17 protein-coding genes and 2 pseudogenes are annotated in these 22,715 nt (G+C 75.8%); 13 read left to right on the top strand and 6 right to left on the bottom strand.

Going from position 1 to position 22,715, the window contains the following annotated elements:
- The first annotated feature begins 32 nt into the window (after positions 1-32).
- The 3 genes from ACFVGY_RS03390 to ACFVGY_RS03400 all read left to right on the top strand — a co-directional run bounded on the left by ACFVGY_RS03390 (position 33) and on the right by ACFVGY_RS03400 (position 3,675).
- On the top strand, positions 33-1,292 hold the full coding sequence (locus tag ACFVGY_RS03390; RefSeq protein WP_385670228.1) for a Tm-1-like ATP-binding domain-containing protein: 1,260 nt from the start codon (positions 33-35) through the stop codon (positions 1,290-1,292).
- Positions 1,293-1,405: 113 nt separating this feature from the next.
- Positions 1,406-3,100: a serine/threonine-protein kinase gene (locus ACFVGY_RS03395; RefSeq protein WP_385670231.1), complete on the top strand. Its 1,695-nt coding sequence runs from the start codon at positions 1,406-1,408 to the stop codon at positions 3,098-3,100.
- Positions 3,097-3,675 (top strand): hypothetical protein, encoded by a 579-nt coding sequence (locus tag ACFVGY_RS03400; protein ID WP_385670234.1) that lies wholly within the window; start codon positions 3,097-3,099, stop codon positions 3,673-3,675. Before ACFVGY_RS03395 ends, ACFVGY_RS03400 begins: the two co-directional genes overlap by 4 nt.
- A gap of 88 nt (positions 3,676-3,763) precedes the next feature.
- On the opposite strand, the gene ACFVGY_RS03405 is transcribed toward ACFVGY_RS03400, so the two are convergent.
- Positions 3,764-5,056 carry an ATP-binding protein gene (locus tag ACFVGY_RS03405; RefSeq protein WP_385670237.1) on the bottom strand — a complete coding sequence of 431 codons (1,293 nt, stop codon included), beginning with the start codon at positions 5,054-5,056 and terminating at the stop codon, positions 3,764-3,766.
- A gap of 176 nt (positions 5,057-5,232) precedes the next feature.
- Between ACFVGY_RS03405 and ACFVGY_RS03410 the strand changes: the two genes are divergently transcribed.
- The gene (locus ACFVGY_RS03410; protein WP_385670240.1) at positions 5,233-6,705 is read left to right on the top strand and encodes a hypothetical protein; all 1,473 of its coding nucleotides are present in this window, start codon (positions 5,233-5,235) and stop codon (positions 6,703-6,705) included.
- A gap of 90 nt (positions 6,706-6,795) precedes the next feature.
- Positions 6,796-7,560 carry a trypsin-like serine peptidase gene (locus ACFVGY_RS03415; protein WP_385670243.1) on the top strand — a complete coding sequence of 255 codons (765 nt, stop codon included), beginning with the start codon at positions 6,796-6,798 and terminating at the stop codon, positions 7,558-7,560.
- Positions 7,561-7,794: 234 nt separating this feature from the next.
- Here the strand turns inward: ACFVGY_RS03415 and ACFVGY_RS03420 are convergent.
- The 3 genes and pseudogenes from ACFVGY_RS03420 to ACFVGY_RS03430 form a co-directional block, all read right to left on the bottom strand.
- A pseudogene (locus tag ACFVGY_RS03420) lies at positions 7,795-8,265 on the bottom strand (NUDIX domain-containing protein); the annotation flags it as partial.
- A gap of 49 nt (positions 8,266-8,314) precedes the next feature.
- The gene (gene lnt / locus ACFVGY_RS03425; RefSeq protein WP_385670245.1) at positions 8,315-9,967 is read right to left on the bottom strand and encodes an apolipoprotein N-acyltransferase; all 1,653 of its coding nucleotides are present in this window, start codon (positions 9,965-9,967) and stop codon (positions 8,315-8,317) included.
- Positions 9,968-10,085: 118 nt separating this feature from the next.
- Positions 10,086-10,601 carry a hypothetical protein gene (locus ACFVGY_RS03430; protein ID WP_385670248.1) on the bottom strand — a complete coding sequence of 172 codons (516 nt, stop codon included), beginning with the start codon at positions 10,599-10,601 and terminating at the stop codon, positions 10,086-10,088.
- Positions 10,602-10,626: 25 nt separating this feature from the next.
- Here ACFVGY_RS03430 and ACFVGY_RS03435 point away from each other — a divergent pair.
- Both ACFVGY_RS03435 and ACFVGY_RS03440 read left to right on the top strand, forming a co-directional pair.
- Positions 10,627-10,965: pseudogene (locus tag ACFVGY_RS03435) on the top strand (hypothetical protein); the annotation flags it as partial.
- A 111-nt stretch (positions 10,966-11,076) separates the two neighbouring features.
- Positions 11,077-12,087, top strand: a complete 1,011-nt coding sequence (locus ACFVGY_RS03440; protein WP_385670863.1) for an ADP-ribosylglycohydrolase family protein — start codon at positions 11,077-11,079, stop codon at positions 12,085-12,087.
- Here the strand turns inward: ACFVGY_RS03440 and ACFVGY_RS03445 are convergent.
- Positions 12,027-12,830: a glutamate racemase gene (locus tag ACFVGY_RS03445; RefSeq protein ID WP_385670251.1), complete on the bottom strand. Its 804-nt coding sequence runs from the start codon at positions 12,828-12,830 to the stop codon at positions 12,027-12,029. The two genes, ACFVGY_RS03440 and ACFVGY_RS03445, sit on opposite strands and share 61 nt — an antisense overlap.
- A gap of 294 nt (positions 12,831-13,124) precedes the next feature.
- Between ACFVGY_RS03445 and ACFVGY_RS03450 the strand changes: the two genes are divergently transcribed.
- From ACFVGY_RS03450 to ACFVGY_RS03470, 5 genes are all read left to right on the top strand, one after another.
- Positions 13,125-14,294, top strand: a complete 1,170-nt coding sequence (locus tag ACFVGY_RS03450; RefSeq protein WP_385670254.1) for a glycosyltransferase — start codon at positions 13,125-13,127, stop codon at positions 14,292-14,294.
- Between the two features lie 247 nt (positions 14,295-14,541).
- Positions 14,542-15,069 carry a DUF6643 family protein gene (locus ACFVGY_RS03455; RefSeq protein ID WP_385670257.1) on the top strand — a complete coding sequence of 176 codons (528 nt, stop codon included), beginning with the start codon at positions 14,542-14,544 and terminating at the stop codon, positions 15,067-15,069.
- 157 nt (positions 15,070-15,226) lie between these two features.
- A complete protein-coding gene (locus ACFVGY_RS03460; protein ID WP_385670260.1) occupies positions 15,227-16,051 on the top strand; it encodes an MOSC domain-containing protein in 825 nt (274 codons plus the stop codon).
- Between the two features lie 132 nt (positions 16,052-16,183).
- Positions 16,184-16,804 carry a hypothetical protein gene (locus tag ACFVGY_RS03465; RefSeq protein ID WP_385670263.1) on the top strand — a complete coding sequence of 207 codons (621 nt, stop codon included), beginning with the start codon at positions 16,184-16,186 and terminating at the stop codon, positions 16,802-16,804.
- 148 nt (positions 16,805-16,952) lie between these two features.
- Positions 16,953-19,430, top strand: a complete 2,478-nt coding sequence (locus tag ACFVGY_RS03470; protein ID WP_385670266.1) for a right-handed parallel beta-helix repeat-containing protein — start codon at positions 16,953-16,955, stop codon at positions 19,428-19,430.
- Here ACFVGY_RS03470 and ACFVGY_RS03475 read toward each other — a convergent pair.
- Positions 19,381-21,963 carry a hypothetical protein gene (locus ACFVGY_RS03475; RefSeq protein ID WP_385670269.1) on the bottom strand — a complete coding sequence of 861 codons (2,583 nt, stop codon included), beginning with the start codon at positions 21,961-21,963 and terminating at the stop codon, positions 19,381-19,383. The two genes, ACFVGY_RS03470 and ACFVGY_RS03475, sit on opposite strands and share 50 nt — an antisense overlap.
- A gap of 232 nt (positions 21,964-22,195) precedes the next feature.
- Here ACFVGY_RS03475 and ACFVGY_RS03480 point away from each other — a divergent pair, with 232 nt between their 5' ends.
- A complete protein-coding gene (locus ACFVGY_RS03480; protein ID WP_385670271.1) occupies positions 22,196-22,690 on the top strand; it encodes an SRPBCC family protein in 495 nt (164 codons plus the stop codon).
- Positions 22,691-22,715: the final 25 nt, after the last annotated feature.

The following is a 22,715-nucleotide window of genomic DNA, read 5'->3' on the forward strand; positions in this document are numbered from 1 at the left end:
CAACAAACCCCACCCGAGCGGACATTGCACATATGACGAACGTCGTGCTGGTGGGAACCCTGGACACCAAGGGTGTCGAGTACGGCTGGCTGCGCGAGGGGCTGCTGCGCGCCGGTATCGAAGTGGTCATGGTCGACACGGGCATCATGGGCGAGCCCCGCGTGCCCGCCGACGTGCCGCGCGCCGAGGTGGCCCGAGCGGCGGGAGCGGACCTGGCGGAGCTACGGGCGACCGCCGACCGGGGAGCGGCCGTGACGGCGATGGCCAGAGGTGCGGAGGCGACCCTGTTACGCCTGCACGTCGAGGGCCGGCTGCACGCGGTGCTCGCCATCGGCGGCAGCGGCGGCACCTCCATCGCCACTCGGGCGATGCGCGCACTGCCGCTGGGCGTGCCGAAGGTGATGGTCTCCTCCATGGCGTCCGGGGACGTGTCCCCGTACGTCGGATCTTCGGACATCACGATGATGTACAGCGTCGTGGACATCGCCGGGCTCAACACCATCTCGGAGCCGATCCTGGCGAACGCCGTGGCGGCGGCCGCCGGCATGGCCCGGGCCCACGAGCGGGCCGGCTGCCTGGAGCTGCGCCGCCCGGCCCGGCCGGGCTCCGACGCGCGCCCGCTGGTCGCGGCGAGCATGGCGGGCGTGACCACCACCGGCGTGGACGCGGCCCGGGAGCGGCTGACCGAACTCGGCTACGAGGTACTGGTCTTCCACGTCAGCGGCACCGGGGGCCGCACCCTGGAGACCCTCGCCGGGCAGGGCGTCTTCGCGGGCGTCCTCGACCTCACGCTCAGCGAGATCGCGGACGACCTGTGCGGCGGCATCCTGACCGCCGGCCCCGACCGGCTGACCGCGGCAGGCCGGGCCGGGGTCCCCCAGGTGGTCAGCCTCGGGGCGCTGGACATGGTGAAGTTCGGGCCGCTGGACTCGCTCCCCGAACGGGCGCGCTACCGGCGGGTCCGCGTGCACAACCCGTCCATCACCGTGATCCGCACGACCGAGGCGGAGTGCACGGAGCTCGGCCGCCGGGTAGCGGACAAGCTCCGCACGGCGACCGGTCCGACCGAGGTCTGCGTCCCGCTGCAAGGCCTGTCCACCCTCGGCGCGCCGGGCGGCCCGTACCACGACCCGGCCGCGGACCGGGCGCTGTTCTCGGCGCTGCGGCAGGGGCTGCGGGGCAGCGCCGCCGCCGTCCGCGACTACGACACCCACATCAACGACCCGGTCTTCGGGCGCGCGGCCGCCGACCGGCTGCACGCCATGATCCGGGCGGAGCGGGCCGCGGCCTGAGGGACCGGCCGGATTGGGAACCGGCCTCAGCGGAAACCGTGTCCCTGGGGGTGGCCGATCGCGCCGCGGCCGGGCCTCGGGGCTCGGCGACGCGGGCGGACAGGGGGCAGACGATGACGAACGGCTGGACGGTGCCCGGGTACCTGCACGTCCGGGAGCTCGGATCCGGCGCCAGCGGACTGGTGGTCCTCGCCGTCCACGAGGCGACCGGCACACCGGTCGCGGTGAAGTACCTCGCCGACCGGCTGCGCCGGGACCCGGCGTTCGTCGCCGAGTTCCGCGGGGAGGCCCGGCTGCTCGGCGGGCTGGACTCCCCGTACGTGGTCCGGCTGTACGAGTACGTGGAGGCGCCCGGCGGCGCCGCCATCGTGATGGAGCTGGTCGACGGGATCTCGCTGCGCGCCGTGCTCAAGCAGTCCGGGCAGACCGATCCCGAGGCCGCGCTGGTCGTGCTGAAGGGGTCGCTGCTGGGTCTGGCGGCGGCACACCGGGCGGGCGTCGTCCACCGCGACTACAAGCCGGAGAACGTGCTGGTCGCGGCGGACGGCCTGTCCAAGCTGGTGGACTTCGGGATCGCGGTGCGCCGCGACACCACCCCCGGGGTCGCCGGCACGCCGGCGTACATGGCGCCCGAACAGTGGCAGGGCCGTCCGGCCACACCCGCGGCCGACGTGTACGCGGCGACGGCCACCTTCTTCGAGTGCCTGACCGGGCACAAGCCGTTCCCCGGGCAGAACCTCGCGGAGCTCGCGGTCCAGCACGTCGAGGCACCCGTACCGGAGGACGAAGCCCCCGAACCGGTCCGCCCGCTGATCCGGCGGGGCCTGGCCAAGGCCCCCGAGCAGCGGCCGGAGAACGCCGAGGCGTTCGTCGCGGAGCTGGAGCAGGCGGCACTGGCCGGGTACGGGCCCGAATGGGAGGAGCGCGGCCAGCGCAAACTCGCGGCGCTGGCAGCATTGTTACCCCTGCTGTTCCCCTCCGCGGGCGGCCCGGCATCCGGGACCACGGCGGTGGCGACGACCTCACTGGGGCGGGGCTCCGGCTGGGCGCCGGGGCGGCGGGGCACGATCGCGGCGGGTGCGGCGCTGGTGCTGGGCGTCGTGGCCGGGCTGACGGCGAGCGCGTCGGGAGGCGAGCCGGGCGGCGCCCGCGCGGTCAACTCGTTCGCCACGTCGAGCCCCGCGCCCTCGGGCACCGGCTCCGGCCCCGGCTCCGGCACCGGCGGCCCGGGGCCGAGCACCTCCGGCCCGCCGAGTCCGTCGCCGGCCGCTTCGGACTCCCCGTCGCCCCCGCCCTCGCCCCCGCCCTCGCCGTCGCTGTCGCCGTCGCCGTCGCCGACCCCGACGCGTTCCACGAAGCCGGGCCCGAGCCCGACCCGCGCGGTGACGGCGCCGCCGAGGACCACTGCGCCGCGGACCACTCCCCCGACGAAACCGCCGACCTCGCCGCCCACCCCGGCTCCCGCCCCGGTCGTGTACGCGGTCGGGGTGAGCCTGTCCCAGACCGACGACGAGACCGGCCGGGCCGACATCACGATCAAGGCCTCCGGCACGGGCAAGGTGAAGGTCACCGTGCAGTGGTTCACCGGTAACGACGACGACGCGTTCTCCGAGCTGGACGGCACGACGCAGTACGACCACACCGTGGGTGGCGCGGGAATGCTGGCGGCCCTGGCGGCGGACGCACCGGTGACGCACACCTTCAAGGGCGACGGCTGCGCCTGGGGGGTCCGGGTCACGACGTCCCCCGCCGCCGGCGAGGGCCCGGCGACCGACAGCCTGCTCCTGAGGAGGTGCTCCAACGAATGAGCGACGACGAGTACAGCGCGACGGTCCTCGGCAGCCACTGGATCAGCGGGCCACCGCAGCCGCAGGACGCCGCCCCGGACCGGGTCGAGGGCTCGGTGATGCGGTTCGGGCCCGGGGTGACGGCGGCCGTGCCGGCCCCGTTCCCCGTGGTCGTCCCACCGCGGCGGCCGCGGCGGCGGCGCGCATGGCGCCGCTACGGTCTGGCCGGTGCCGTGCTGCTCGCCGTGCTGGCCTACCTGGCCTGGCAGCGGTTCGGCCCGGGGCTGGAGGTGCGGGGCCTCGCGGTGGGGACCGCCACCGGGGAGAGCCCCGGCTGCGGCGCCACGGCCGACGTGGTGGCCGTCGTACGGACCAACGGGCGCCCGGGGACGGTCGCGTACCGGTGGATCCGCAGCGACGGAACCCACTCGGAGCAGCTCACGGAACAGGTGCCCCGGGGCCGGGACGAGGCCCGGATCCACCTGCTGTGGACCTTCCGGGGCCAGGGCACCTACCCGGCCGCGGCCGAGATCCAGATCCTCTCCCCCACCCGGCGCACGGCGACGACGCAGTTCACATACCACTGCGCCGGCTGAGGCGTCGGCGTGGGGCCCGCGTTCCGGGATCCGGTCCGTACGTGTCGCGGGTCCGTTCGCCGACCCGCTCGTGCCGCCCGAGGGGCGGTCAGAAACGGGCGTGGGCCGTGATGTCGGCCTCGAACTCGCCGGTCATGGCCGGGGTGACGGTCGGGCGGCACTGGGCGACCGCGGCCAGGTAGTCCTCGGTGGTGGCACCGGGCCGGTCCCCCGCCGCGCCGTGGGCGACGCCGACCGCCTCCAGGTCCCGTTCGAACGACACCTGCGCCGCGATCCGCGCCGCGTGTTCGATGTCGGCTGGGGTGAACAACTCGCTGGCCTCCACGAGGGCGGCCACGTCGACGTCCGTCCTCCCCGCCGTGTACCGGGACCAGATCGCGGCGCGCGCGGCGGCGTCCGGGGTGCCGATCGGGATGAGGTAGTCGAAGCGTCCGGGCCGCAGGAAGGCCGGGTCCAGCGAGCGGACGGAGTTGGTGGCGCAGACCAGCAGCCGCTCGTCGCCCTCCCGGAATCCGGGGATCAGCTTGAGGAGCTCGTTGGTGACCCCGTGGATGCCGCCGGGCTGCGCGGGCTCGGTGCGGACGGGGGCGATCTCCTCGACCTCGTCGATGAAGACGAGCACCCGCTCCAGCTCGGCGATCCGGGCGAAGGCGTCGCGCAGCGCGGCGGCGAGGTTGCCCTCGTCGGCGAGCCGGGAGGGCAGCAGTTCCACGAAGGGCCAGCCGAGGCGGGAGGCGATGGCGCGGGCGAAGGTGGTCTTTCCGGTGCCGGGCGGGCCGAAGAGGGCGATGGCGCGCGGTGGGCGCACACCGTGCGCGGCGGCCCGCTCGGGCTCGGCGAGCGGGAGGACGACGCGCCGCTCGATGAGGTCCTTCTCCCGTTCCATGCCGGCGACCCCGGCCCACAGGCCGTTCGGCAGGAACCTGCCGCCGAGGTCGGCGAGGAGGCCGGCGGCGGGTCCGTGGAGGGGCTCGCTCTTCTCGAAGTAGGCGACGGCGGGCTGCCGGGTGTAGCCGGCGTTGAGGAGGCCCTCCCCGAGCAGGTCCTCCTCGGGCAGGACGTACGCGATGCGGCCGACGCGGGCGGCGACGAGCCGCCGCTCCAGCTCGACGAGGAGCGCGCTGGCCAGTCCCCGGCCGCGCCAGCCGGCGGCGATCGCGATCCGCATCACCCAGGCCCGCTCGCCGGTGACGCAGGCGAGGGCCGCCCCGATCGGGATGCCCTGGTGGACGGCGACGACGCAGGGCTGGCGGTCGGTCAGGGCGCTGATGCACTCGGCCAGCGAGAAGACGGACTCCTGGCCGAGTTCTGCCGTGCTGTCGATCAGGTGGACGACCGCGGCGAGATCGCTCTCGCGGTAGTCGTGGATCAGCCAGTTCACGCGGTGCCACCCCTCGTTGTTGCTCTGCCTCGTTCGTGATGCTGCGGTGAGGTTAGGGGCGGTCGGGGTCCGTGCTCTCGCTCCGCGGTGCACAACAGCAGGTCGGGAAACCGTCCGTGTCGTCCATAGACTGGTGCCTTCCGCCCGAGGCGCCCAGCGAGGATCCGATCCGTTTCATGACTTCCGACATAAGCGCAGGCCGCCGGCGGATCCTCGGATGGCTCGTTCCCGTCCTGTGGACGCTGGGGTTCGGGCTGTGGGGGCTGTCCCGGCAGGACAGCGTGTGGCGCGACGAGGCGGCGACCTGGCAGGTGGCGGCCGGGCGCTCGGCCGGCGAGATCTGGCGGATGCTCGGGAACGTGGACGCCGTGCACGGGCTGTACTACCTGCTGATGCACGGCCTCTTCGAGGTGTTCGGGGCGAGCACCGCGACGCTGCGGCTGCCGTCGGTGCTGGCGGTCGCGGTCGCCGCGGCGTGCACGGCACTGATCGGCCGGAGGCTGGCCGGGTTCTGGGCGGGGCTGGGCGGCGGGCTGGCACTGCCGCTGCTGCCGGCCGTGCAGTTCTACCTCCAGGAGGGCCGCCCGTACGCGCTGGTCGCGGCCGGGGCCGCGGTGTCGACGCTGCTGCTGGTGTCCCTGCTGTCGGACGGGGCGGGCGGGCCCGGCGGGCAGCGGCGGCGGGTGTGGCCGCGCTGGACGGCGTACGGGCTGACCGTGCTGGTGTGCGCGCTGCTGAACTGGCTGTCGCTGCTCGTCCTGCCCGCGCACGCCGCGACGCTGTGGTGGGCGGGCGCGGGGCGCGGGCCGCTCGGGCGCTGGGCGGCCGCCGCGACGGGGGCGGTGGCGGGCGCACTGCCGCTGGTCCTGTTCAGCCGGAGCCAGTCCGACCAGGTGTCGTGGATTCCGCCGCTGACCTGGCACATGATGATCGGCCCGGGGATCCTGCTGGCGATCGGCGGGCTGGGCGCGTTGCTGGACCGGCCGCGGGCGGGCCGGCTGTCGTCGGCGGCGGTGGGCCTGCCGCTGCTGGCGGTGCCGCAGCTGGCCCTGATCGGGATCTCGCTGGTCCAGCCCCTGTTCCTGGACCGGTACGTGCTGTTCAGCATGGTCGGCCTCGCGCTGCTGATCGGCGCCGCGCTGGGCGCCGCCGTACGGGCGGCCGCGCCCCGGTTCCCGCGGGCGGCGCGGCTGCTGGTGCCGGGTGTGGTCGGGATCGCGGTGGTGGCGCTGCTGCCGGTGGAGCTGGCCAAGCGGGCTCCGGCGAGCCGGGTCGACGACGTACTGGCGGTGGCCGGCGAGGTGGCCCGGCTGAAGCGGCCGGGGGACGCGGTGCTGTTCGTCCCGGCGGCCCGCCGGGACACGGCGCTGGTCTCCCCCGGCGCCTTCGCGGGGCTGGCGGACGTCGCCCTGGAGCGGGATCCCGTCGCCTCGGCGACGCTCAAGGGCGAGGAGGCGGAGCCGGCACGGATCCGGGCGGCGCTGCTGGGGCAGCGCCGGGTGCTGCTGGTGACGGACTCGGCGAAGGTGGCCAAGCCGTATGGCGCGGCACGGGACGCGGCCAAGGCGGCCGTGTTGGAGGAGCGCTTCAGGGTGGTGGAGGACCGGCAGGTCCGGGGCCGCAGGGTGACGGTCTACGAGCGCCGGTAGCGCGGCCGGCCGGGATTCACAGCGGATTCATATGGAATAACGGGCTCCGGTCATAGTTTCGGCGGGGAGGCTCGGAACATGATCCAGCGCATGCCCCTCCGACCGGCCCGCCGCTCCGCCGTCCGCCGGACCTCCCGGACGCTTGCGGCGCTGGCCGCGATGGCCACCCTGCTGAGCCTGAACGTGCCGGACGCCGGCGCCGTTCCGCCGCTGGGCGTGACGGCGCGGGCGATGCCCGACGCGACGGCGGACCGGGTGGGACCGCTGTTCGCCGGGGGCCTGGACGGGGGCCACTTCTGTACCGCCGCCGTGGTCCGCAGCGGCGGCCGCGATGTGATCGCCACGGCCGCGCACTGCCTGGGCGACCCGCAGAACACGGTCTTCGCGCCGGGATACCGCGACGGCCGGGCCCCGAACGGGCTGTGGCGGCTCACCGGCGTGTTCGTGGCCCCGGACTGGACGGACGGCGAGGATCCGGACGCCGACCTGGCCTTCGCCACGGTGGTCCCGGTGGACGGCGGGCACGGCACGTCCGTCGAGGACGCGGTGGGCGGGTTCCCGGTGGCCGCCGCACAGCCGGACGACGCGGCGGTGACGGTCATCGGCTACCCGAGCACCGAGGACGCCCCCTTGCGCTGCGGGAACACCACCGCCCTGTACTCGGGGACCCAGCGCCGCATCGACTGCCCCGACCTCAGCGGAGGCACGAGCGGCAGCCCGTGGCTGGTGGACGGGGCCGTGGCCGGGGTGCTCGGCGGCCACGAGGGCGGGGGCACGGACCCGGACGTCTCGTACAGCGCGGTGATGGGCGACCGGGCCGTGGAGCTGTACCGGGAGGCGGCCGACGCGGGCTGAGCCGCCCGCCGGGACCGGGGCGCCACAGCCCTGCCCGTCGCATCCCCGGGCCCGGCGCCCGGCCGCCGGGGCCGCGGCCGAGGACGGCGGCTCGAGGGCGGCGGCTCGAGGGCGGCCGGACTACTCCGGAATGCCCTCCGGCACCCACGCCGGGGCACCGACCCCGCCCCTGCGGTCGGCCGGGACCGCCGCTCCCCCGGCCGGGACCTCCGCCGGGAGCTCCGCCGGGAGCTCCCCGGCGGGTGCGAACCAGGTCGGCTCGTCACCCAGGGCCCGGCGGACGCGGTTCAGCCCGAACCGGTCCAGCGGGGGCAGCGCGTCCGGCGCGAACCAGGCCACTTCCAGCGACTCCTCGTCATTGGCCCGCGCCTCCCCGCCGGTCGCCCGGCAGCGGAAGGTGATGTCCTGGAACTGGCAGACGTCGCCGTTCGGGTAGGTGACGGGTTGCAGCATCTCGACCAGCACCACGCGCTCCGGGACGCACCGCACGGCCGTCTCCTCGTACACCTCGCGCACGGCGGTGTCGGCGGGCTGCTCGCCCGGTTCCGCGATCCCGCCGACCACGGCCCACCGGCCGGTGTCGGAGCGCCGCCCGAGCAGCACGTGACCGCGGTCGTCGACGACGATCGCGGTCACGGCGGGGAGCAGCAGCAGCCGGTTCCCGGCGTGGGCTCGGATCTCGCGGATGAACTCAGGTGTGGTCATGCCCCGACCTTACGAGGCCCGTCCTGCGGGGCCGACGCCGCCGCACCGCTCAGGCGGCGCTGCGGCGGGCGTGGACGCGGCGTGCGAGGACCCAGCCGAAACCGCCTGCGGCCAGCGCGAGCAGCGCGTACTCGGGCAGCGGGCCGAGGCGGGTCGCGGGGGTCTCGGTGGAGCGCAGCGGGACCTCGGCGACGAGCGCGTCCGCGGTGAACATCTCGGTCTGCTGCACGATCTTGCCGTCAGGGCGGATGACCGCGCTGACGCCGCTGGTGACCGGGACGAGGACGGTGCGGCTGTGCTCGACGGCGCGGACCCGGTCCATGGCGAGCTGCTGGTAGGTCATCTGGGTCCGGCCGAACGTGGCGTTGTTGCTCGGTACGGCGATCACCTGGGCGCCGGCGCGGACGGTGGAGCGGACGGCGTCGTCGAAGGCGGCCTCGTAGCAGGTGACCATGCCGATGCCGCTGCCGGCCATGTCGAAGACGCCCGGCTCCTTGCCGGGGCCGAAGTCGCGCTGCACGCGGTCCACGTCGGCGCTGAAGATCCGGACGAAGGACCGCATCGGGATGCGCTCGCCGAAGGGCTGGATCTTGCGCTTGTCGTAGGTTTCCGTGGGGCCCTTGACCGGGTCCCACAGGATCATCGTGTTGCGCAGGGGGCCGGTCTCGGGGGCCAGCACGGAGCCGATCGCGACGGGCACGCCGACGGCTCTGACCGCGTTGTCGATGACCCGGTGGGCGTCGGGCTGGGTGAAGGGGTCGATGTCGGAGGAGTTCTCCGGCCAGACCACGAAGTCGGGCCGGGGGACACGGCCGGCCCGGACGTCCTCGGCGAGCTGGACCGTGCGCTTGGCGTGGTTGTCGAGGACGGCCCGGCGCTGGGAGTTGAAGTCGAAGCCGGCGCGCGGGACGTTGCCCTGGATCACGGCGGCCACGGCGGTGCCGTCCTCGGCCGCGTCGGAGACCAGCGGGCGGGCGGCCAGGGCCGTGCCGACGGGAGCGGCGACGGCGAGGGCGGCGAGGGCGGCGGCACTGCGGCGAGGGTGCTGGAGGGCGGTGCGCAGGGCCTCGTACAGGCCGAATCCGCACAGGACGATGCCGAAGGACAGCAGGGGGGTGCCGCCGAGGGCGGCGAGCGGCAGGAAGAAGCCGTCGGCCTGCCCGAAGGCGAGCTTGCCCCAGGGGAAGCCGCCGAAGGGGGCGCGGGCGCGCAGGGCCTCGCCGGCGACCCAGACGGCGGCCCCCCACAGCGGCCAGGCGGGCAGCCTGCTGACGAGGGAGACGCCGAGGGTGGTGAGGCCGATGAGGAGGGCTTCGAGGGTGGACAGGGCGATCCACGGGACCGGCCCGACCCCCTCGCTGGTCCACACGAGCAGCGGCAGGAGGAAGCCGAGCCCGTGCAGGAGGCCCAGGCCGAAGCCGGCGCGGGCGCGGCGGCCGTGGAGACAGCCGGCGAGCAGGGCGAGGGCGAAGGGTGCCAGCCACCACAGGGGGCGGGGCGGGAAGCTGAGGTAGAGCAGCACGCCGGAAGCGGCGGCGAGGGCCGCGCGTACGGCAGCGGCGGCCTTCCCCCGCGGCGGGCGGTCGCCCGCGGGCGCGCCGGCTCCGGCTCCGGTGGCGGATTCCGCTCCGGTGACGGCGTCCGCTCCGGTGGAGGCTTCTGCTCCGGTGGCGCGGGGCTCTTCGGTGACACTGCTGCTCATCTGGCGGAGTGTACGTGGCCGATTCCGGGAGCCCCGCACATGCGGGTCGGGCGCAGGCTTCGCAGGGGCGGTGGACCGGCTGTCGGCGGCCGGGGCGGGGCCGTCCGACCCGGGAGGCTCAGCCGGCCAGGGCGCGCAGGTGGGCGCGGATGACACGGACCGCGTTCTCGGCGTCGTCGACGGTGACCGTGAACAGCTTGCCGTCCCCGAGGCGGAGGGCGAGGCCCTCGCCGCGGCGGACGATGATGGCGGTGCCCTTCTCGGGGCGCCAGCGGTGGCCCCAGCCGCCCCACTGCTGCGGGGCGATGTCGGGGAGGTAGTCGGCGGAGGTGATCTCCGCGAGGCGGACCCTGCGGCGGGGCAGCCCGATGTGGCCGCAGCGCACCTCGATGGCCTCTGCGTCGATGGTGACGGCGACCTGTACGAAGGCGAGGGTGCCGTAGAGGATGAGGACGCCGACGGCGAGGCAGCCGACCACCGACATCAGCAGGGGCACGATGCCCGAGTTCCAGGGGGAGTCGACGGCCAGGTGGATGCCGAGGGCCAGGGCGGCCGCGCCGGCCGCGGCCAGGACCCACTGCACGCGATTGGTTGCCCGGCCCGTCCAGAGCGGACCAGGAGGGTGACCCGTCATGAGTAGCAGCGTACTCACGTTCCGCATGTGCGCCACCGCCTCGCGTCCGCCCCCCGTTCGTGGTCGGCCCGAAGGCCCGATCGTCGGACCGGCCTCTGTGCTGGGCACCTGTCCGCGGTGGCCCCTGGGCAAACCCGGGGCGGCGGGCGGACCGGCCCGCCTCAGCCGGCAGGAGGCCGAGGAGCGCGTTCCGCAGGACCGGGCGGCGCGGCGGCCGTGGCTGGCCGCATTGCTGGACCCCATCGGCGCGGCGGACTCCGCGGCGCACCGGCAGCTGCTCGGCGCGGCCGGGCTCCCGGACGGGCCCGCACGGGCCCGCACCCTCACCCTCGGGGTGCAGGGGGCGGTGTGGCACCTGCTGGCCGGGGCGTCGGACGCGCTGACGGCGGCCGGGCCGGGCTGGACGACCCGGACGCATTCGCGAGGGACGTGCTGGCCGGCGTATACCCCGAACCATCAGGGGAGGAACAGTGACATGACCGACCCATTCACCCCGAGGGACCGTATCGACCGCGCCGTCGGCGCCGTGCTCGGCTCGGCCGTGGGCGACGCCCTCGGCGCGCCCTACGAGTTCGGGCCCGCGGGGGAACTGAGCGCACGCGGCGCGGAGATGCGCGGGGGCGGCGGCTGGGATCCGGGCGAGGCGACGGACGACACGCAGATGGCCGTGCTCGTCGGCGAGTCGCTGCTTGAGCACGGCGGCCTGGAACTCCCCGACGTCTTCGAACGGTTCCGGCGCTGGGCAGCGGCCGGGCCGAAGGACATCGGGCTCCAGACCGAGGCCGTGCTGACCAGCGGCGAGCCGTGGGACCTGGCCGCGGCGCTGCACTTCCAGGTGAACGCGCGGGCGGCCGGCAACGGTTCCCTCATGCGGGCGGCGACGTCCGCGGTGTACTTCGCCGCCGGGGGACGTGCGGCGACCATGGCCGCGGCCCGGCGGATCGCGGCACTGACCCACGGCGACCCCGCGGCCTGGGAGGGCACGGCCGTCCTGCACGAGCTCGTACGGGTCGGTCTGGCCGGCGCCGATCCGCTGACCGGCATTCCGGAAGCCCTCGCGGCGGTGGACCCGGAGCAGCGCGAGCGGTACGCCCGGGTCCTCGCCCCGGACTGGCACCCGGACCTGGCCACCGAGTTCAACGGCGCGGTGTGGCCCTGCCTGGGGTCGGCGGTGTGGGCGCTGCGGACCACGACCGGCTTCGCGCAGGCCGTGCGGGCCGCCGTGGACCTGGGCGGGGACACCGACACGGTCGCCGCGGTCACGGGGACGCTGGCCGGCGTCCACTACGGCGCGGTGGCGATCCCGGCGGAGTGGACGGCCCCGCTGCACGTACCGCTGCCCGGCTCCGGGGACCGCGTGCTCGACGCCGAGGGCCTGCGCACCCTGGCCCGGCGCCTTGCGGCGGGGGCGGCCGGGCCGGGGCCTCAGCCGCGGACGGGCCCGAGGGCCGCGCCCTCCCCGACGAGCAGCCGGCCCTCGGCATAACCGAGCGCGGCGGCGGGCAGCGCCCCCTCGTCCCCGCTGAGCAGCACGGTCAGCGCGCCGGTGGCGGGCAGTCCGGGCTCCGGGGCCGCGCCGATGCGGCGCAGCGCCTGGAGGGCAACGGCTTCGGCGGAGCCGTGGTAGACCGGCCCGGTCCCGCCCGTCCGCTCGGCGAGGGCGGCCCGGATCGGCGCCTCGACGAGCTCGTAGTGCGTGCACCCGAGCACGACGTCGGTGACGTCGGCCGGGGTCAGCGCGGCGGCGGCCGCGACGGCGGCGGCGATGGCCGCCTCGTCCGCCGCCTCGACGGCGTCGGCGAGCCCCGGGCAGGGCACCTCGGTGACCCGCGCCCCGGAGGCGAAGTCACGGATGAGTCCGCGCTGGTAGGGGCTGCCGGTGGTAGCGGGGGTGGCCCAGATCGCCACGCGCCCCCGGGTGGCCGCGGCGGGCTTGATCGCCGGCACGGTGCCGATCACGGGGATCGCGGGCTCCAGCTCCGCCCGGACGGTGGGCAGGGCGTGGACGCTGGCGGTGTTGCAGGCGATGATCAGCGCGTCCGGGCAGAGCGCGGCGGCGGCACGGGCGACACCGAGCGCACGCCCGGTGAGGTCCTCGGGGGTACGCGGCCCCCAGGGCATGCCGACGGGGTCGGAGGACAGGACCAGGTCGACGTCCGGCCGCAGCCGCCGCATCGCGGCGGCAGCCGCGAGGAGGCCGATTCCGGAGTCCATGAGCGCGATCTTCACCCGGTCACCTTAATCGACGGACCCCCTCCAGCACCCCCGACGAGCCCCCGCCTGTGCCCCGCGCCACACCCCTCCGGGCCGCGCCGCGGCGGCCCCGCGCGGCCCGGACCGACGGCGTCGGGCGGCCGGGCGGGCCGGGCGAGCGGGCGGGGCGCGGGCGGTCGGGCGGGCGGCAGGCAACGGGCAAAGGGCAGCCGGGCAGCCGGGCAGCGGGCGACACGCGGTCAGGCCGGCGAGTGCGGTCGGACGAGCGGGGTGCGGGACAGGGGGCCTCGGGTTCGGCACACTGCCCGCATGGGCCTTCTCGGCGTCGCGTGCGCCTCCCTCGCCGCCTGGATCTGGCTGACGCTCGCCCAGGGCATGTTCTGGCGGACCGATGTCCGCCTCCCCCCGCGCACCGCCCCCGCCCGCTGGCCGTCCGTCGCCATCGTCGTCCCGGCCCGCGACGAGGCCGAGGTGCTCCCCTGCAGCCTCCCCTCCCTCCTCGCGCAGGACTATCCCGGTGAGGCCGAGGTCATCCTGGTCGACGACGGCAGCACGGACGGCACGGCGGCGCTCGCCCGCCGCCTGGCCCGCGCGCAGCCCGGGCTGCCGCTGACCGTCGTCTCCCCCGGCGAGCCGGAGCCCGGCTGGACCGGGAAGCTGTGGGCGCTGCGCCACGGCATCGCGTTCGCCCGGACCGCCCGCGGCACCGAGCCCGACTACCTCCTGCTCACCGACGCCGACATCGCGCACGAGCCCGACAGCCTGCGCGAGCTCGTCGCGGCCGCGACCTCCGCCGGCCTCGACCTGGTCTCGCAGATGGCCCGGCTGCGCGTCGCCGGCTTCTGGGAGCGGCTCGTCGTGCCGGCGTTCGTCTACTTCTTCGCCCAGCTCTACCCCTTCCGCCGGATCAACCGCCCCACCGGCCGGACCGCCGCCGCGGCCGGCGGCTGCGTCCTGCTGCGCACCGGGGCGGCGGTTCGGGCCGGCGTTCCGGATGCGATCCGTCAGGCCGTCATCGACGACGTCTCCCTCGCCCGGGCCGTCCGGGACTCCGGCGGCCGGATCTGGCTGGGACTGGCGGAGCGGGTGGACAGCGTGCGCCCGTACCCGGCCCTCGCGGACCTGTGGCGGATGGTCTCGCGCAGCGCGTACGCCCAACTGCGGCACCAGCCGATGCTCCTGGTGGGGACGGTGGCCGGGCTCGTCCTGGTGTACCTCGTCCCCCCGGCCGCCCTCTTCGCCGGGGTCGCCGCCGGACGGCCCGCCACCGCCTGGGCCGGCGGCCTCGCCTGGCTGCTGATGACCGGAACGTACCTGCCGATGCTGCGCTACTACCGGCAGCCGGCCGCGCTCGCGCCACTGCTTCCGCTCACGGCGCTGCTGTACCTGCTGATGACGGTGGATTCGGCGGTGCAGCACTACCGGGGGCGCGGCGCTGCCTGGAAGGGCCGCACGTACGCCCGCCCCAGCGATGCCTGAAACGGTACATTTCCCCCTCGGCCTGATGTCATCCCAGGTCACTGAGTTGTGACGCTGCGTCAACGGCAAGTCGGTGCAACACCCAACCGTCAAGCACGAGTAGGGACAAGGGGGTGCGGAAGTGACGAATCGTGCACGTGAACGTGAAGTGAATGGTGTGGCGCTGACCTGCGAAGATGCAGGTCAGCGCGGCGTTCGTCACACCTCGCTATGGACCCCGTGAAGCGGTGGGCTTAACTTAGGTCCCATGACCTCCCCCCGCTCCACTTATGGCGGCGGTTACTACTCCGCGCCCTCCTTCCCGGACACTCCCATCTACGACTCGCTCGTGGCGGAACGCGGCACTCCGCAGATCGCCCCGATCCGTGTTCCGGCCGCCTACGATTCGCCGAGCTCCGGCTACTCGAGCGGTGGGTACCTGCCGGCCCTCTCCTCCGCGCTGCCCGCGCTTCCGGCCGCGCTGCCCCCGGCACCGACGCCCCCGCAGGCGCAGCCACAGCATTCCGGCGGGTACGGCTACCCGTACCCGGGCCAGGGCGCACCCTCCCCGGTGCCCCTGCAGAACGCGCCCGCGCCCTACATCCCGCAACAGCAGCCGGTCGCGGCCCGCGCGGGGTACATGCAGCAGGCGCAGCCGCCCCGCCCGGTCGCCGCGGGCACCGGGTACGAGGCGATGCGCCCGGCGGCACCGCGTCCGATGCAGGTGGCGGCGCCGGCCACGGGCCCCTCGTACGAGGACCCGTACGGCCGCCCCTACCAGGGACGCGCCTACTGACGCACGCACGGCACGCGTGCGGGCCCTTCCCGAGTGGGCACGGCACGCGTGCCGACACGCCGCCGGGCGGACGCGGCCGGCCCCGGTCCTGACCGACCCGGGCCCGGCCCGCCGATACCCGCTGGGGCGGCGGAGGGGCGCCTGGCAGGATGCCCCCATGTCGAACTTGTATGTCCAGTCGCTGCACGTCCATCCCGTCAAATCGGTGGCGGGGGCAGCTCCCGACGAGGTGGCCGTGGAGCCCTGGGGGCTGTCCGCTGACCGGCGCTGGGCGCTGGTCGATCCAGCGGGCAAGGTCATCACGCAACGCGAGCAGCCGCGGCTGGCGTTGGCTTCGGCGCGCCCGCTGGAGGGAGGCGGCGTCGCGGTGGCGGCGCCGGGCATGGCCGACCTGGTCGTGGAAGTCCCGGAGCCGGGACCCCTGGAGCCGGTCGCACTGTTCGGCAAGAAGGTCGAGACGGTGGTCGCGGCGCGCGCCGCGGGCGACTGGTTCAGCGCGTACCTCGGGGCTCCGGTACGACTGGTGCACATGGACGACCCGGCCGTACGCCGTCCGGTGGACCCCGACTACGCGCTGCCCGGCGAGACGGTGAGCCTCGCCGACGGCTATCCGGTGCTGCTCGCCACGCAGGCGTCGCTGGACGCGCTCAACTCGCTGATCGCGCAGGGGGACCATCCCGAGGAGGGGCCGCTGCCGATGAACCGGTTCCGGCCGAACGTCGTGGTCGCCGGGGCCGAGGCCTGGGCGGAGGACGCGTGGCGGCGCATCGCGATCGGCGACGCGGTCTTCCGCGGGGCACGGGAGTGCGGGCGGTGCATCGTGACCACGACCGACCAGGGGACGGCGCAGCGCGGCAAGGAGCCGCTGAAGACCCTGGCCCGGCACCGGCGGATCGGCAAGTCGCTGGCGTTCGGGCGGCTGCTGGTGCCGGTACGGACGGGCACCGTACGCGTCGGCGACGAGGTCCACGTCCTGGAATGACCCCCGGAATGACACCTTCGGGGGGCTCTGACGGATCCCTGGAACCAACCGCCGCGAGAAGGCCGTTGGATCATCCGGAACGTGCCTTGCAGGCAGACGGAGGCAAGGGGGTGCCGGACCGTGTGGGCAGCAATGGGTGTGTGGCGATGGCGGTGCAATCCGCTGCGCCGGCCGACCGATCTCTTCGAGGCCTGGGTGGCGTTCGCCGCGCTGGTGTGCGTCCTGCTGGTGGCCCCGGCCGTCGGATGCGTGACGGGCTTGCGGGTGGACGGCACGCTGCAGCGGGCCGCGCGCGAACAGCGGCAGGAGCGGTACCTCGTCCCGGCGGTGGTGGTCCGGCCGGCGGCCGCCGAAGGCTCTGAGGGCTCCGAAGGCTCCGAGAGCTCGGGCAGCGCGCCTGCTCCGCAGCGGCAGGCCCCGCAGCGCACGCAGATCGTGGCCGCCTGGACCGCGCCGGACGGCAGCAGCCACCAGGGGACGGTCCCGGCGGCCGAGGAACCGCCGCGGGCCGGCGACCGGTTCCGGATATGGACCGACCTGCGCGGGCGGCTCGTGACCCGTCCGCTCGACCCCGGCTCCGCCAGCACGCACGCGGCGGTGGTGGGCCTGGCCGCCGCCGTCAGCGCAGCGGCACTGGCGGAAACCGCGCGCCGGCTCGTCGTACGCAGGCTCCTGCACCGGCGGTACCTGCTCCTCGACCGGGCCTGGGCCGAGGTGGGACCGGACTGGGGTCGGGCGGGCGCGGGCAGTTGACTGGCCTCCCATCGGCTCCCCGCGCGCTACGGTGGAGCCGCCGGAGCGGTTGCCGTCAGCCGCTTCGGGCGGCTCCGGCGGGCGGCTTCGGCCGGTCAGCCGGTTCGGCAGGCGATGACGAGAACGAGGGCGGGGGCACGACAGCACCATGGCACAGGGCACGGTCCAGCTGACGCACGGCGGGTCTTCGCGGTGGCGGCGCCGCTCCGGTGAGTATCCGACGCTGGCCGCCGCGCTCGCCGCCGCGGGCGACGGCGACGTGCTGACCCTCGCTCCGGGCACCTACCGGGAGAACCTGGTGCTGCAGCACGCCGTCACGCTGCGCGGGCCCGAGGGCGCCCCGGGGTCGGTGCGGATCGCCCCGCCGGACGGGGTCGCGCTCACCCTGCGCGCCTCGGCGGTGGTCCAGGACCTGCACCTGGAGGGCCAGGACCGGGCGACTCCCGCCCTGCTCGTCGAGGCGGGCACCCCGGAACTGGCCGGCCTGCGGGTGAGCACCCGCTCGGCAGCCGGGATCGAGGTGCGCGGCGGGGCCCGGCCGCTGGTGCGCCGGTGCACGGTGGAGAACCCGACGGGCGTCGGGATCGCCGTACTGGACGGCGGTGGCGGGGTGTTCGAGGAGTGCGAGGTGGTCGCCGCCGGCCAGACAGGGGTCTCCGTCCGCGGGGGCGGGCATCCGCGGCTGGAGCGGTGCCGGATCCACCATGCCGCGGGCGCCGGCATCGCCGTCACCGGCGAGGGCTCGGGGCTGGAGGCGCTGGGCTGCGAGGTGTACGAGATCAAGGGGACCGGTGTGCAGATCGCCGCCCGTGCGGCGGCCCGCCTCACCGACTGCACGGTGCACCGCACCACGGCCGACGGGGTCACCCTCGACACGGACGCCGTCCTCGACCTCTCCGGCTGCGACATCCACGACGTCCCGGAGAACGCGGTGGACCTACGGGCCCGTTCGGTGCTCACCCTCGCCCGCACCACCGTGCGCCGCTTCGGCCGCAACGGGCTGTCGGTATGGGATCCGGGCACCCGGGTCGAGGCCGATGCCTGCGAGATCCACGACAGCACGGGCGACTATCCCGCGGTGTGGATCAGTGACGGGGCCACCGTCTCGCTGCACAGCTGCCGGGTGCACGACGTGCCCGACGCGGTGTTCGTGCTGGACCGGGGCTCGCGGGCGGAGGTGGTCGACAGCGACCTGTTCCAGGTCCGCAACACGGCCGTGTCGGTGAGTGACGGCGCGACCGCGCAGGTCGAGGACTGCCGGATCCGGGAAGCCGGCACCGGTGCCTGGTTCCGCGACCACGGAAGCGGCGGCACCCTGACCGATTGCACGATCGACGCCGCCCAGACGGGGGTGATCGTCACCAAGGGGGCCGATCCCTCGGTCCGGCGGTGCACGGTCACCGCCCCGGCCGAAGCCGGGTTCTACGTGTCGGCCGCCGGCCGCGGGAGTTTCGACTCCTGCCGGGTCACCGGCAGCTTCGGCTTCGGCTTCCACATCCTCGACGGCTGCCGGGCCGCACTGACCCGCTGCCACACCGAGCGCTGCGCACGCGGGGGCTACGAGTTCGCCGAGGACGGCCCGGTCGCCGAGGGCTGCACCTCCGACGAGTCCGCGGCCCGGCCCGCCGCCCGGCCGGCCCCCGGCGGCGCACCCGCCGGGGAGCGCCCGGGCGTCGGTACGCTCGCCGGGCAGCGCAGCGCAGCGGGGCACGCGCAGGCGGGCCCGGCCGCACCGACCGCGGCGCCAGCAGCGGCGGCCGGGGCGGCCCGCCCGGCGGAGGGGGCCGACCGGAGTGCGCCGGGGCCGCGCGGGTCCGGGGAGGTGCTGGGGCGGCTCGAAGCGCTGGTCGGTCTGGAGAGCGTCAAGCGCGAGGTACGCGCGCTCACCGACATGATCGAGGTGGGGCGGCGCCGCCAGCAGGCCGGCCTGAAAGCGGCGTCGGTCCGTCGCCATCTGGTCTTCACCGGCTCCCCCGGCACCGGCAAGACCACCGTGGCCCGGCTCTACGGGGAGATCCTCGCCTCGCTCGGCGTCCTGGAGCGCGGCCACCTGGTCGAGGTGTCGCGCGTGGACCTGGTCGGCGAGCACATCGGATCGACGGCGATCCGCACCCAGGAAGCGTTCGAACGAGCCCGCGGCGGGGTGCTGTTCATCGACGAGGCGTACGCGCTGGCACCCGAGGACTCCGGGCGGGACTTCGGGCGCGAGGCGATCGACACGCTGGTGAAGCTGATGGAGGACCACCGGGACGCGGTCGTGGTGATCGTCGCCGGGTACACGGAGGAGATGGACCGCTTCCTCACCGTCAACCCGGGGGTGGCCTCCCGGTTCTCACGGACCATCACCTTCGGCGACTACGGGCCCGGGGAACTGCTGCGGATCGTGGAGCAGCAGGCGGAGGAGCACGAGTACCGGCTCGGCGAGGGCACGGCCGAGGCGCTGCTGGCGTACTTCACGGAGCTGCCGAAGGGGCCGGCGTTCGGCAACGGCCGTACCGCACGCCAGACGTTCGAGGCGATGGTCGAACGCCATGCGGGGCGGGTGGCGCAGCTGGCGGACGCGGGGACGGACGAGCTCACCCTGCTGTTTCCGGAGGATCTGCCGGCGCTGCCGGCTCCCTGCTGACCCTCGGCGCCGGCACGCCGGGCCCGGACCGGGGCTCCGGGGCGGCGTCCGGCCGTGCGGAGGCGGCCGGCCGGCCCGGAGCGGGCGCCCGTACCGGGAAGGCCGGCCCGGCCGGATCGGTTGCCCGGCCCGGGGCCCCGCCCAGGTCCGGGCGGGACGGGCCGGCCAGGCGGGCGAGCAGGGCGTCGCGTTCGGCCGTGAAGGCGGGATCGGACGGGTAGTCGAAGTGGCCCAGGACGGGTGCCGGCAGGGGGTGCCGCGTACTGCGGCCGTAGGCGAGCGGGTCGGCGAGCGGGCCCCGGTCCACGTGCTCCGCGGGGTCCGGGCTGACGGGGCCGCCGATCGGGTCGGTCGCCCGCCACAGGTTGCGCCAGCAGTCGACCTGCCCGTGCAGGGCCGCGAGGGGGCCCGGACCGAAGTAGGCCGGGAACCAACGCCCGTAGAGCCGGCGCAGCGGGGACCCGTACGTGAGGAGGGCGACGCGTTGGCGCGCGTGCGGCGGGAGCTGCCATACGGCGGCGGCCGCGAGGACGCTGCCCTGGGAGTGGCCGGAGATCACCAGACGGCCGCCGGTCCGGCCGGTCCAGGCGGTCATCCGCCAGGTCAGGTCGGGCACGGCGCGCTCGGCGTAGCAGGGCGGGGCGAAGGGGTGGGCGGCGCGCGGCCAGAAGGTGCCGACGTCCCACAGCACGCCGATGGTGCGCCGGGCGGCGGGATCCCGGTAGGCGCGGCGGCCCCAGGTGACGAACAGCAGGAAGCCGAAGCCGATCAGCCACGAGCCGGCGTCCTGTGCGGCGCGGGCGGCGGTTTCCAGCAGCGGGTGGCTGCCGCGGGCGGCTTCGCCGGGGACCTGCCCGCTCAGCCACGCCCCGGCCAGGGCGCCCGCCCCGAGCAGCAGGGTGACCCCGGAGACGGCGGCGACGAACCAGGGCGCGGAGTCGGTGAGCGCGGCGGCGGCCCGGGCCCCGGCAATGCGGCGGCTGCGGTCCGCGTCCGGGGTCTCCCCCGGGTACTCGGCGGCGACCCGGGCGGCGAGGCGGCGCCGGTCGAGCACACCGCGCACCGCGAACACGGCGGCGAGCAGCGCCAGTACGAGGAGCAGCGGGGGCAGGACGGCGGCCTGCCAGGACAGCAGCACGGGCGGTAGGGGCGGGCCGGGCGGGCCGGCTCCGCCGTCGAGCCGGCCGGAGACCCACTGGGCGACCCCGCCGGACATCACACCGCCGAGCGCGCAGCCGAGCAGGGCGACGGCGGGCCCCCCGAGGCCGCGCAGGGCGGTCGCCCCGTCGGGGGCGCGCCGGTACAGGCGGGCGGCGACGGCGGCGAGAACGAGGACCAGCACGCCCTGGCCGAGCATCAGCAGCCCGAACGCGAAGTCGCCGGGCAGCCGGCCGGAGGAGGTCCAGCCGGGACGCGACCAGGAGGCGTGGAGCAGCACGGCGGCGAGCAGGACGAGGGCGGCGCCGGGCAGCAGGGTGACGGCGGCCCGGTCGGAGCGGTGGTCGGCGCGGACCTCGGTCCGGCCGCGCCGGCAGACGACCCAGGCGACGGCGGCGGCCGCGGCCGCGAGCAGCACCTCCAGGGCCCAGCCGAGGGCTTCGAGGGCGGGGGTGCCGGCGCGGCGGTCGTAGCGGGCGGCGGGCGCGGCGACGGCGGCGGCGACGGTGAGCAGCCCGGCGGCGGTGTGCGCGGCACGCAGCCGGGCCACGATCCGCCGCCCGTACCAGAATCCGGGCCGGCCGAGCGCGGGGGCGGCCGGGTCGGGGCGCTCGGGAGCGGGGACGGCGGGGACGGCGGGGGCGGGCTCGGGGGCGGACCTGGGGGCGGGCTCGGGGGCGGCCGTACCGGCTGCCTCCCGGGGCGGGGGCTGGGACTCGTACGCGCTCCACGTCCGCTTCGACAGGAACCACAGCAGCCCGGTCAACGCGACCGGGACCACGGCGCCGAGCGCGAGCCGCCGCCCGGGCTGGCCCCACCAGCCGCCGGGCTCCGCGAACCGCAACCAGGAGGCGGAGGCCGTGCACGCGGCAGTGCCCGCGCACTGCCAGGCGAGGAGGTCGAGGGCGACCTCGCAGGCGGCCGCGATCAGCAGCAGGGTGAGGCTGAGGGCGAGCAGCCGGACGAGCAAGCCGTACGCCCGGACCGCGCGCGGCGGCCGCGCACCGTCGGCACCGTCGGGAGCGGGCGGTGCGGCGGGCCGGGCCCAGTGGGCGAGGTTGACCACCATGAAGGGCAGGAGCAGCAGCCACAGGGCGCGGGAGCCGTTCCCGGAGGTGAGCCGGGACCAGCAGTAGGCCTCCACGACGGGCCGGCCGGCGTACCGCTCGGGGTGGGACTCGGCGTCGGCGTCGGCGGCGCGGCGGAACACGGCGGCGGTCGCGTCGCCGGTGACCCGGACGGTGCGTGGATCGTCGAGCAGCTCCTCGGGGGCCGCGCCATGGACGCCGTGGACGCGGAGTTCGAGGGCCGGGGGACGCGGCGGGACGAGGAGTTCGAGGGCGAGGGGATGCGGGGGCTGGGGGACGTCTGGCACGGCGGCCTCCGCTCGCGGGGCGGGATCAGCGCAGGTCCTGCATCCAGCATCCCGCGCACGGGAGCGCACGCATAGCCCCTGTACGGGCGATCCGCGTACGCACGCACCGCAGATACCTGACGGCCCATCAACTACCCTTCGGGCGCGCACCCCCCTTCCAGCAAGCCGCACCGGCACCGCAGCACACCCACACCCACACCCACACCCACACCCGCATCCCAGGAGCTACCGCATGACTCGTCGACTCCACCCGGTGGGGCTGGACTTCATCGAGAACGCCCCGGTCCGCCTCACCTTCGAGGCCCACATGGCCGCACCGCCCGAGGAGGTCTACCGGGCGCTGGCCGAGGAGGTCGAGGGCTGGCCGGACTGGTTCGGGGCGGTGACGCTGGCCCGGCCGACGCGCGGCGGCGCCGGCCGGGAAATCGGGCTGCGGGGCGGGATCCGCTTCCAGGAGACGATCACGGCGGCTGATGCCGGGCTGCTGCGCTACGCCTACCGGATCGACGAGACCAACGCCCCGGGCGTCCGAGCCCTGTTGGAGGAGTGGCGGCTCGCCCCCGCCGGCGCGGGTCCGGGAACCCGGGTCCGCTGGACGTTCGCGGCGGACGGTCCGGCCGTGTTCCGGCTGGCGCTCGGCGGCGCCCGTCCGGGGCTGGGCCGCTCGTTCCGCGGCGCGGTCCGCGCCCTGGACGCCCGCCTGACGACGCGGCGCTGGACGGCTTGACGGCTCGACGGCTTGACGGCGGGTC

This window comes from Streptomyces sp. NPDC127106 (assembly GCF_042677605.1).
In the GTDB taxonomy this organism is placed as follows: domain Bacteria; phylum Actinomycetota; class Actinomycetes; order Streptomycetales; family Streptomycetaceae; genus Streptomyces.

Coding starts and splice junctions, on each gene's coding strand:
- ACFVGY_RS03390 (WP_385670228.1), top strand. CDS start 33: ATGACGAACGTCGTGCTGGTGGGAACCCTGGACACCAAGGGTGTCGAG.
- ACFVGY_RS03395 (WP_385670231.1), top strand. CDS start 1,406: ATGACGAACGGCTGGACGGTGCCCGGGTACCTGCACGTCCGGGAGCTC.
- ACFVGY_RS03400 (WP_385670234.1), top strand. CDS start 3,097: ATGAGCGACGACGAGTACAGCGCGACGGTCCTCGGCAGCCACTGGATC.
- ACFVGY_RS03410 (WP_385670240.1), top strand. CDS start 5,233: ATGACTTCCGACATAAGCGCAGGCCGCCGGCGGATCCTCGGATGGCTC.
- ACFVGY_RS03415 (WP_385670243.1), top strand. CDS start 6,796: ATGCCCCTCCGACCGGCCCGCCGCTCCGCCGTCCGCCGGACCTCCCGG.
- lnt (WP_385670245.1), bottom strand. CDS start 9,967: ATGAGCAGCAGTGTCACCGAAGAGCCCCGCGCCACCGGAGCAGAAGCC.
- ACFVGY_RS03430 (WP_385670248.1), bottom strand. CDS start 10,601: ATGACGGGTCACCCTCCTGGTCCGCTCTGGACGGGCCGGGCAACCAAT.
- ACFVGY_RS03440 (WP_385670863.1), top strand. CDS start 11,077: ATGACCGACCCATTCACCCCGAGGGACCGTATCGACCGCGCCGTCGGC.
- ACFVGY_RS03450 (WP_385670254.1), top strand. CDS start 13,125: ATGGGCCTTCTCGGCGTCGCGTGCGCCTCCCTCGCCGCCTGGATCTGG.
- ACFVGY_RS03455 (WP_385670257.1), top strand. CDS start 14,542: ATGACCTCCCCCCGCTCCACTTATGGCGGCGGTTACTACTCCGCGCCC.
- ACFVGY_RS03460 (WP_385670260.1), top strand. CDS start 15,227: ATGTCGAACTTGTATGTCCAGTCGCTGCACGTCCATCCCGTCAAATCG.
- ACFVGY_RS03465 (WP_385670263.1), top strand. CDS start 16,184: ATGGGTGTGTGGCGATGGCGGTGCAATCCGCTGCGCCGGCCGACCGAT.
- ACFVGY_RS03470 (WP_385670266.1), top strand. CDS start 16,953: ATGGCACAGGGCACGGTCCAGCTGACGCACGGCGGGTCTTCGCGGTGG.
- ACFVGY_RS03480 (WP_385670271.1), top strand. CDS start 22,196: ATGACTCGTCGACTCCACCCGGTGGGGCTGGACTTCATCGAGAACGCC.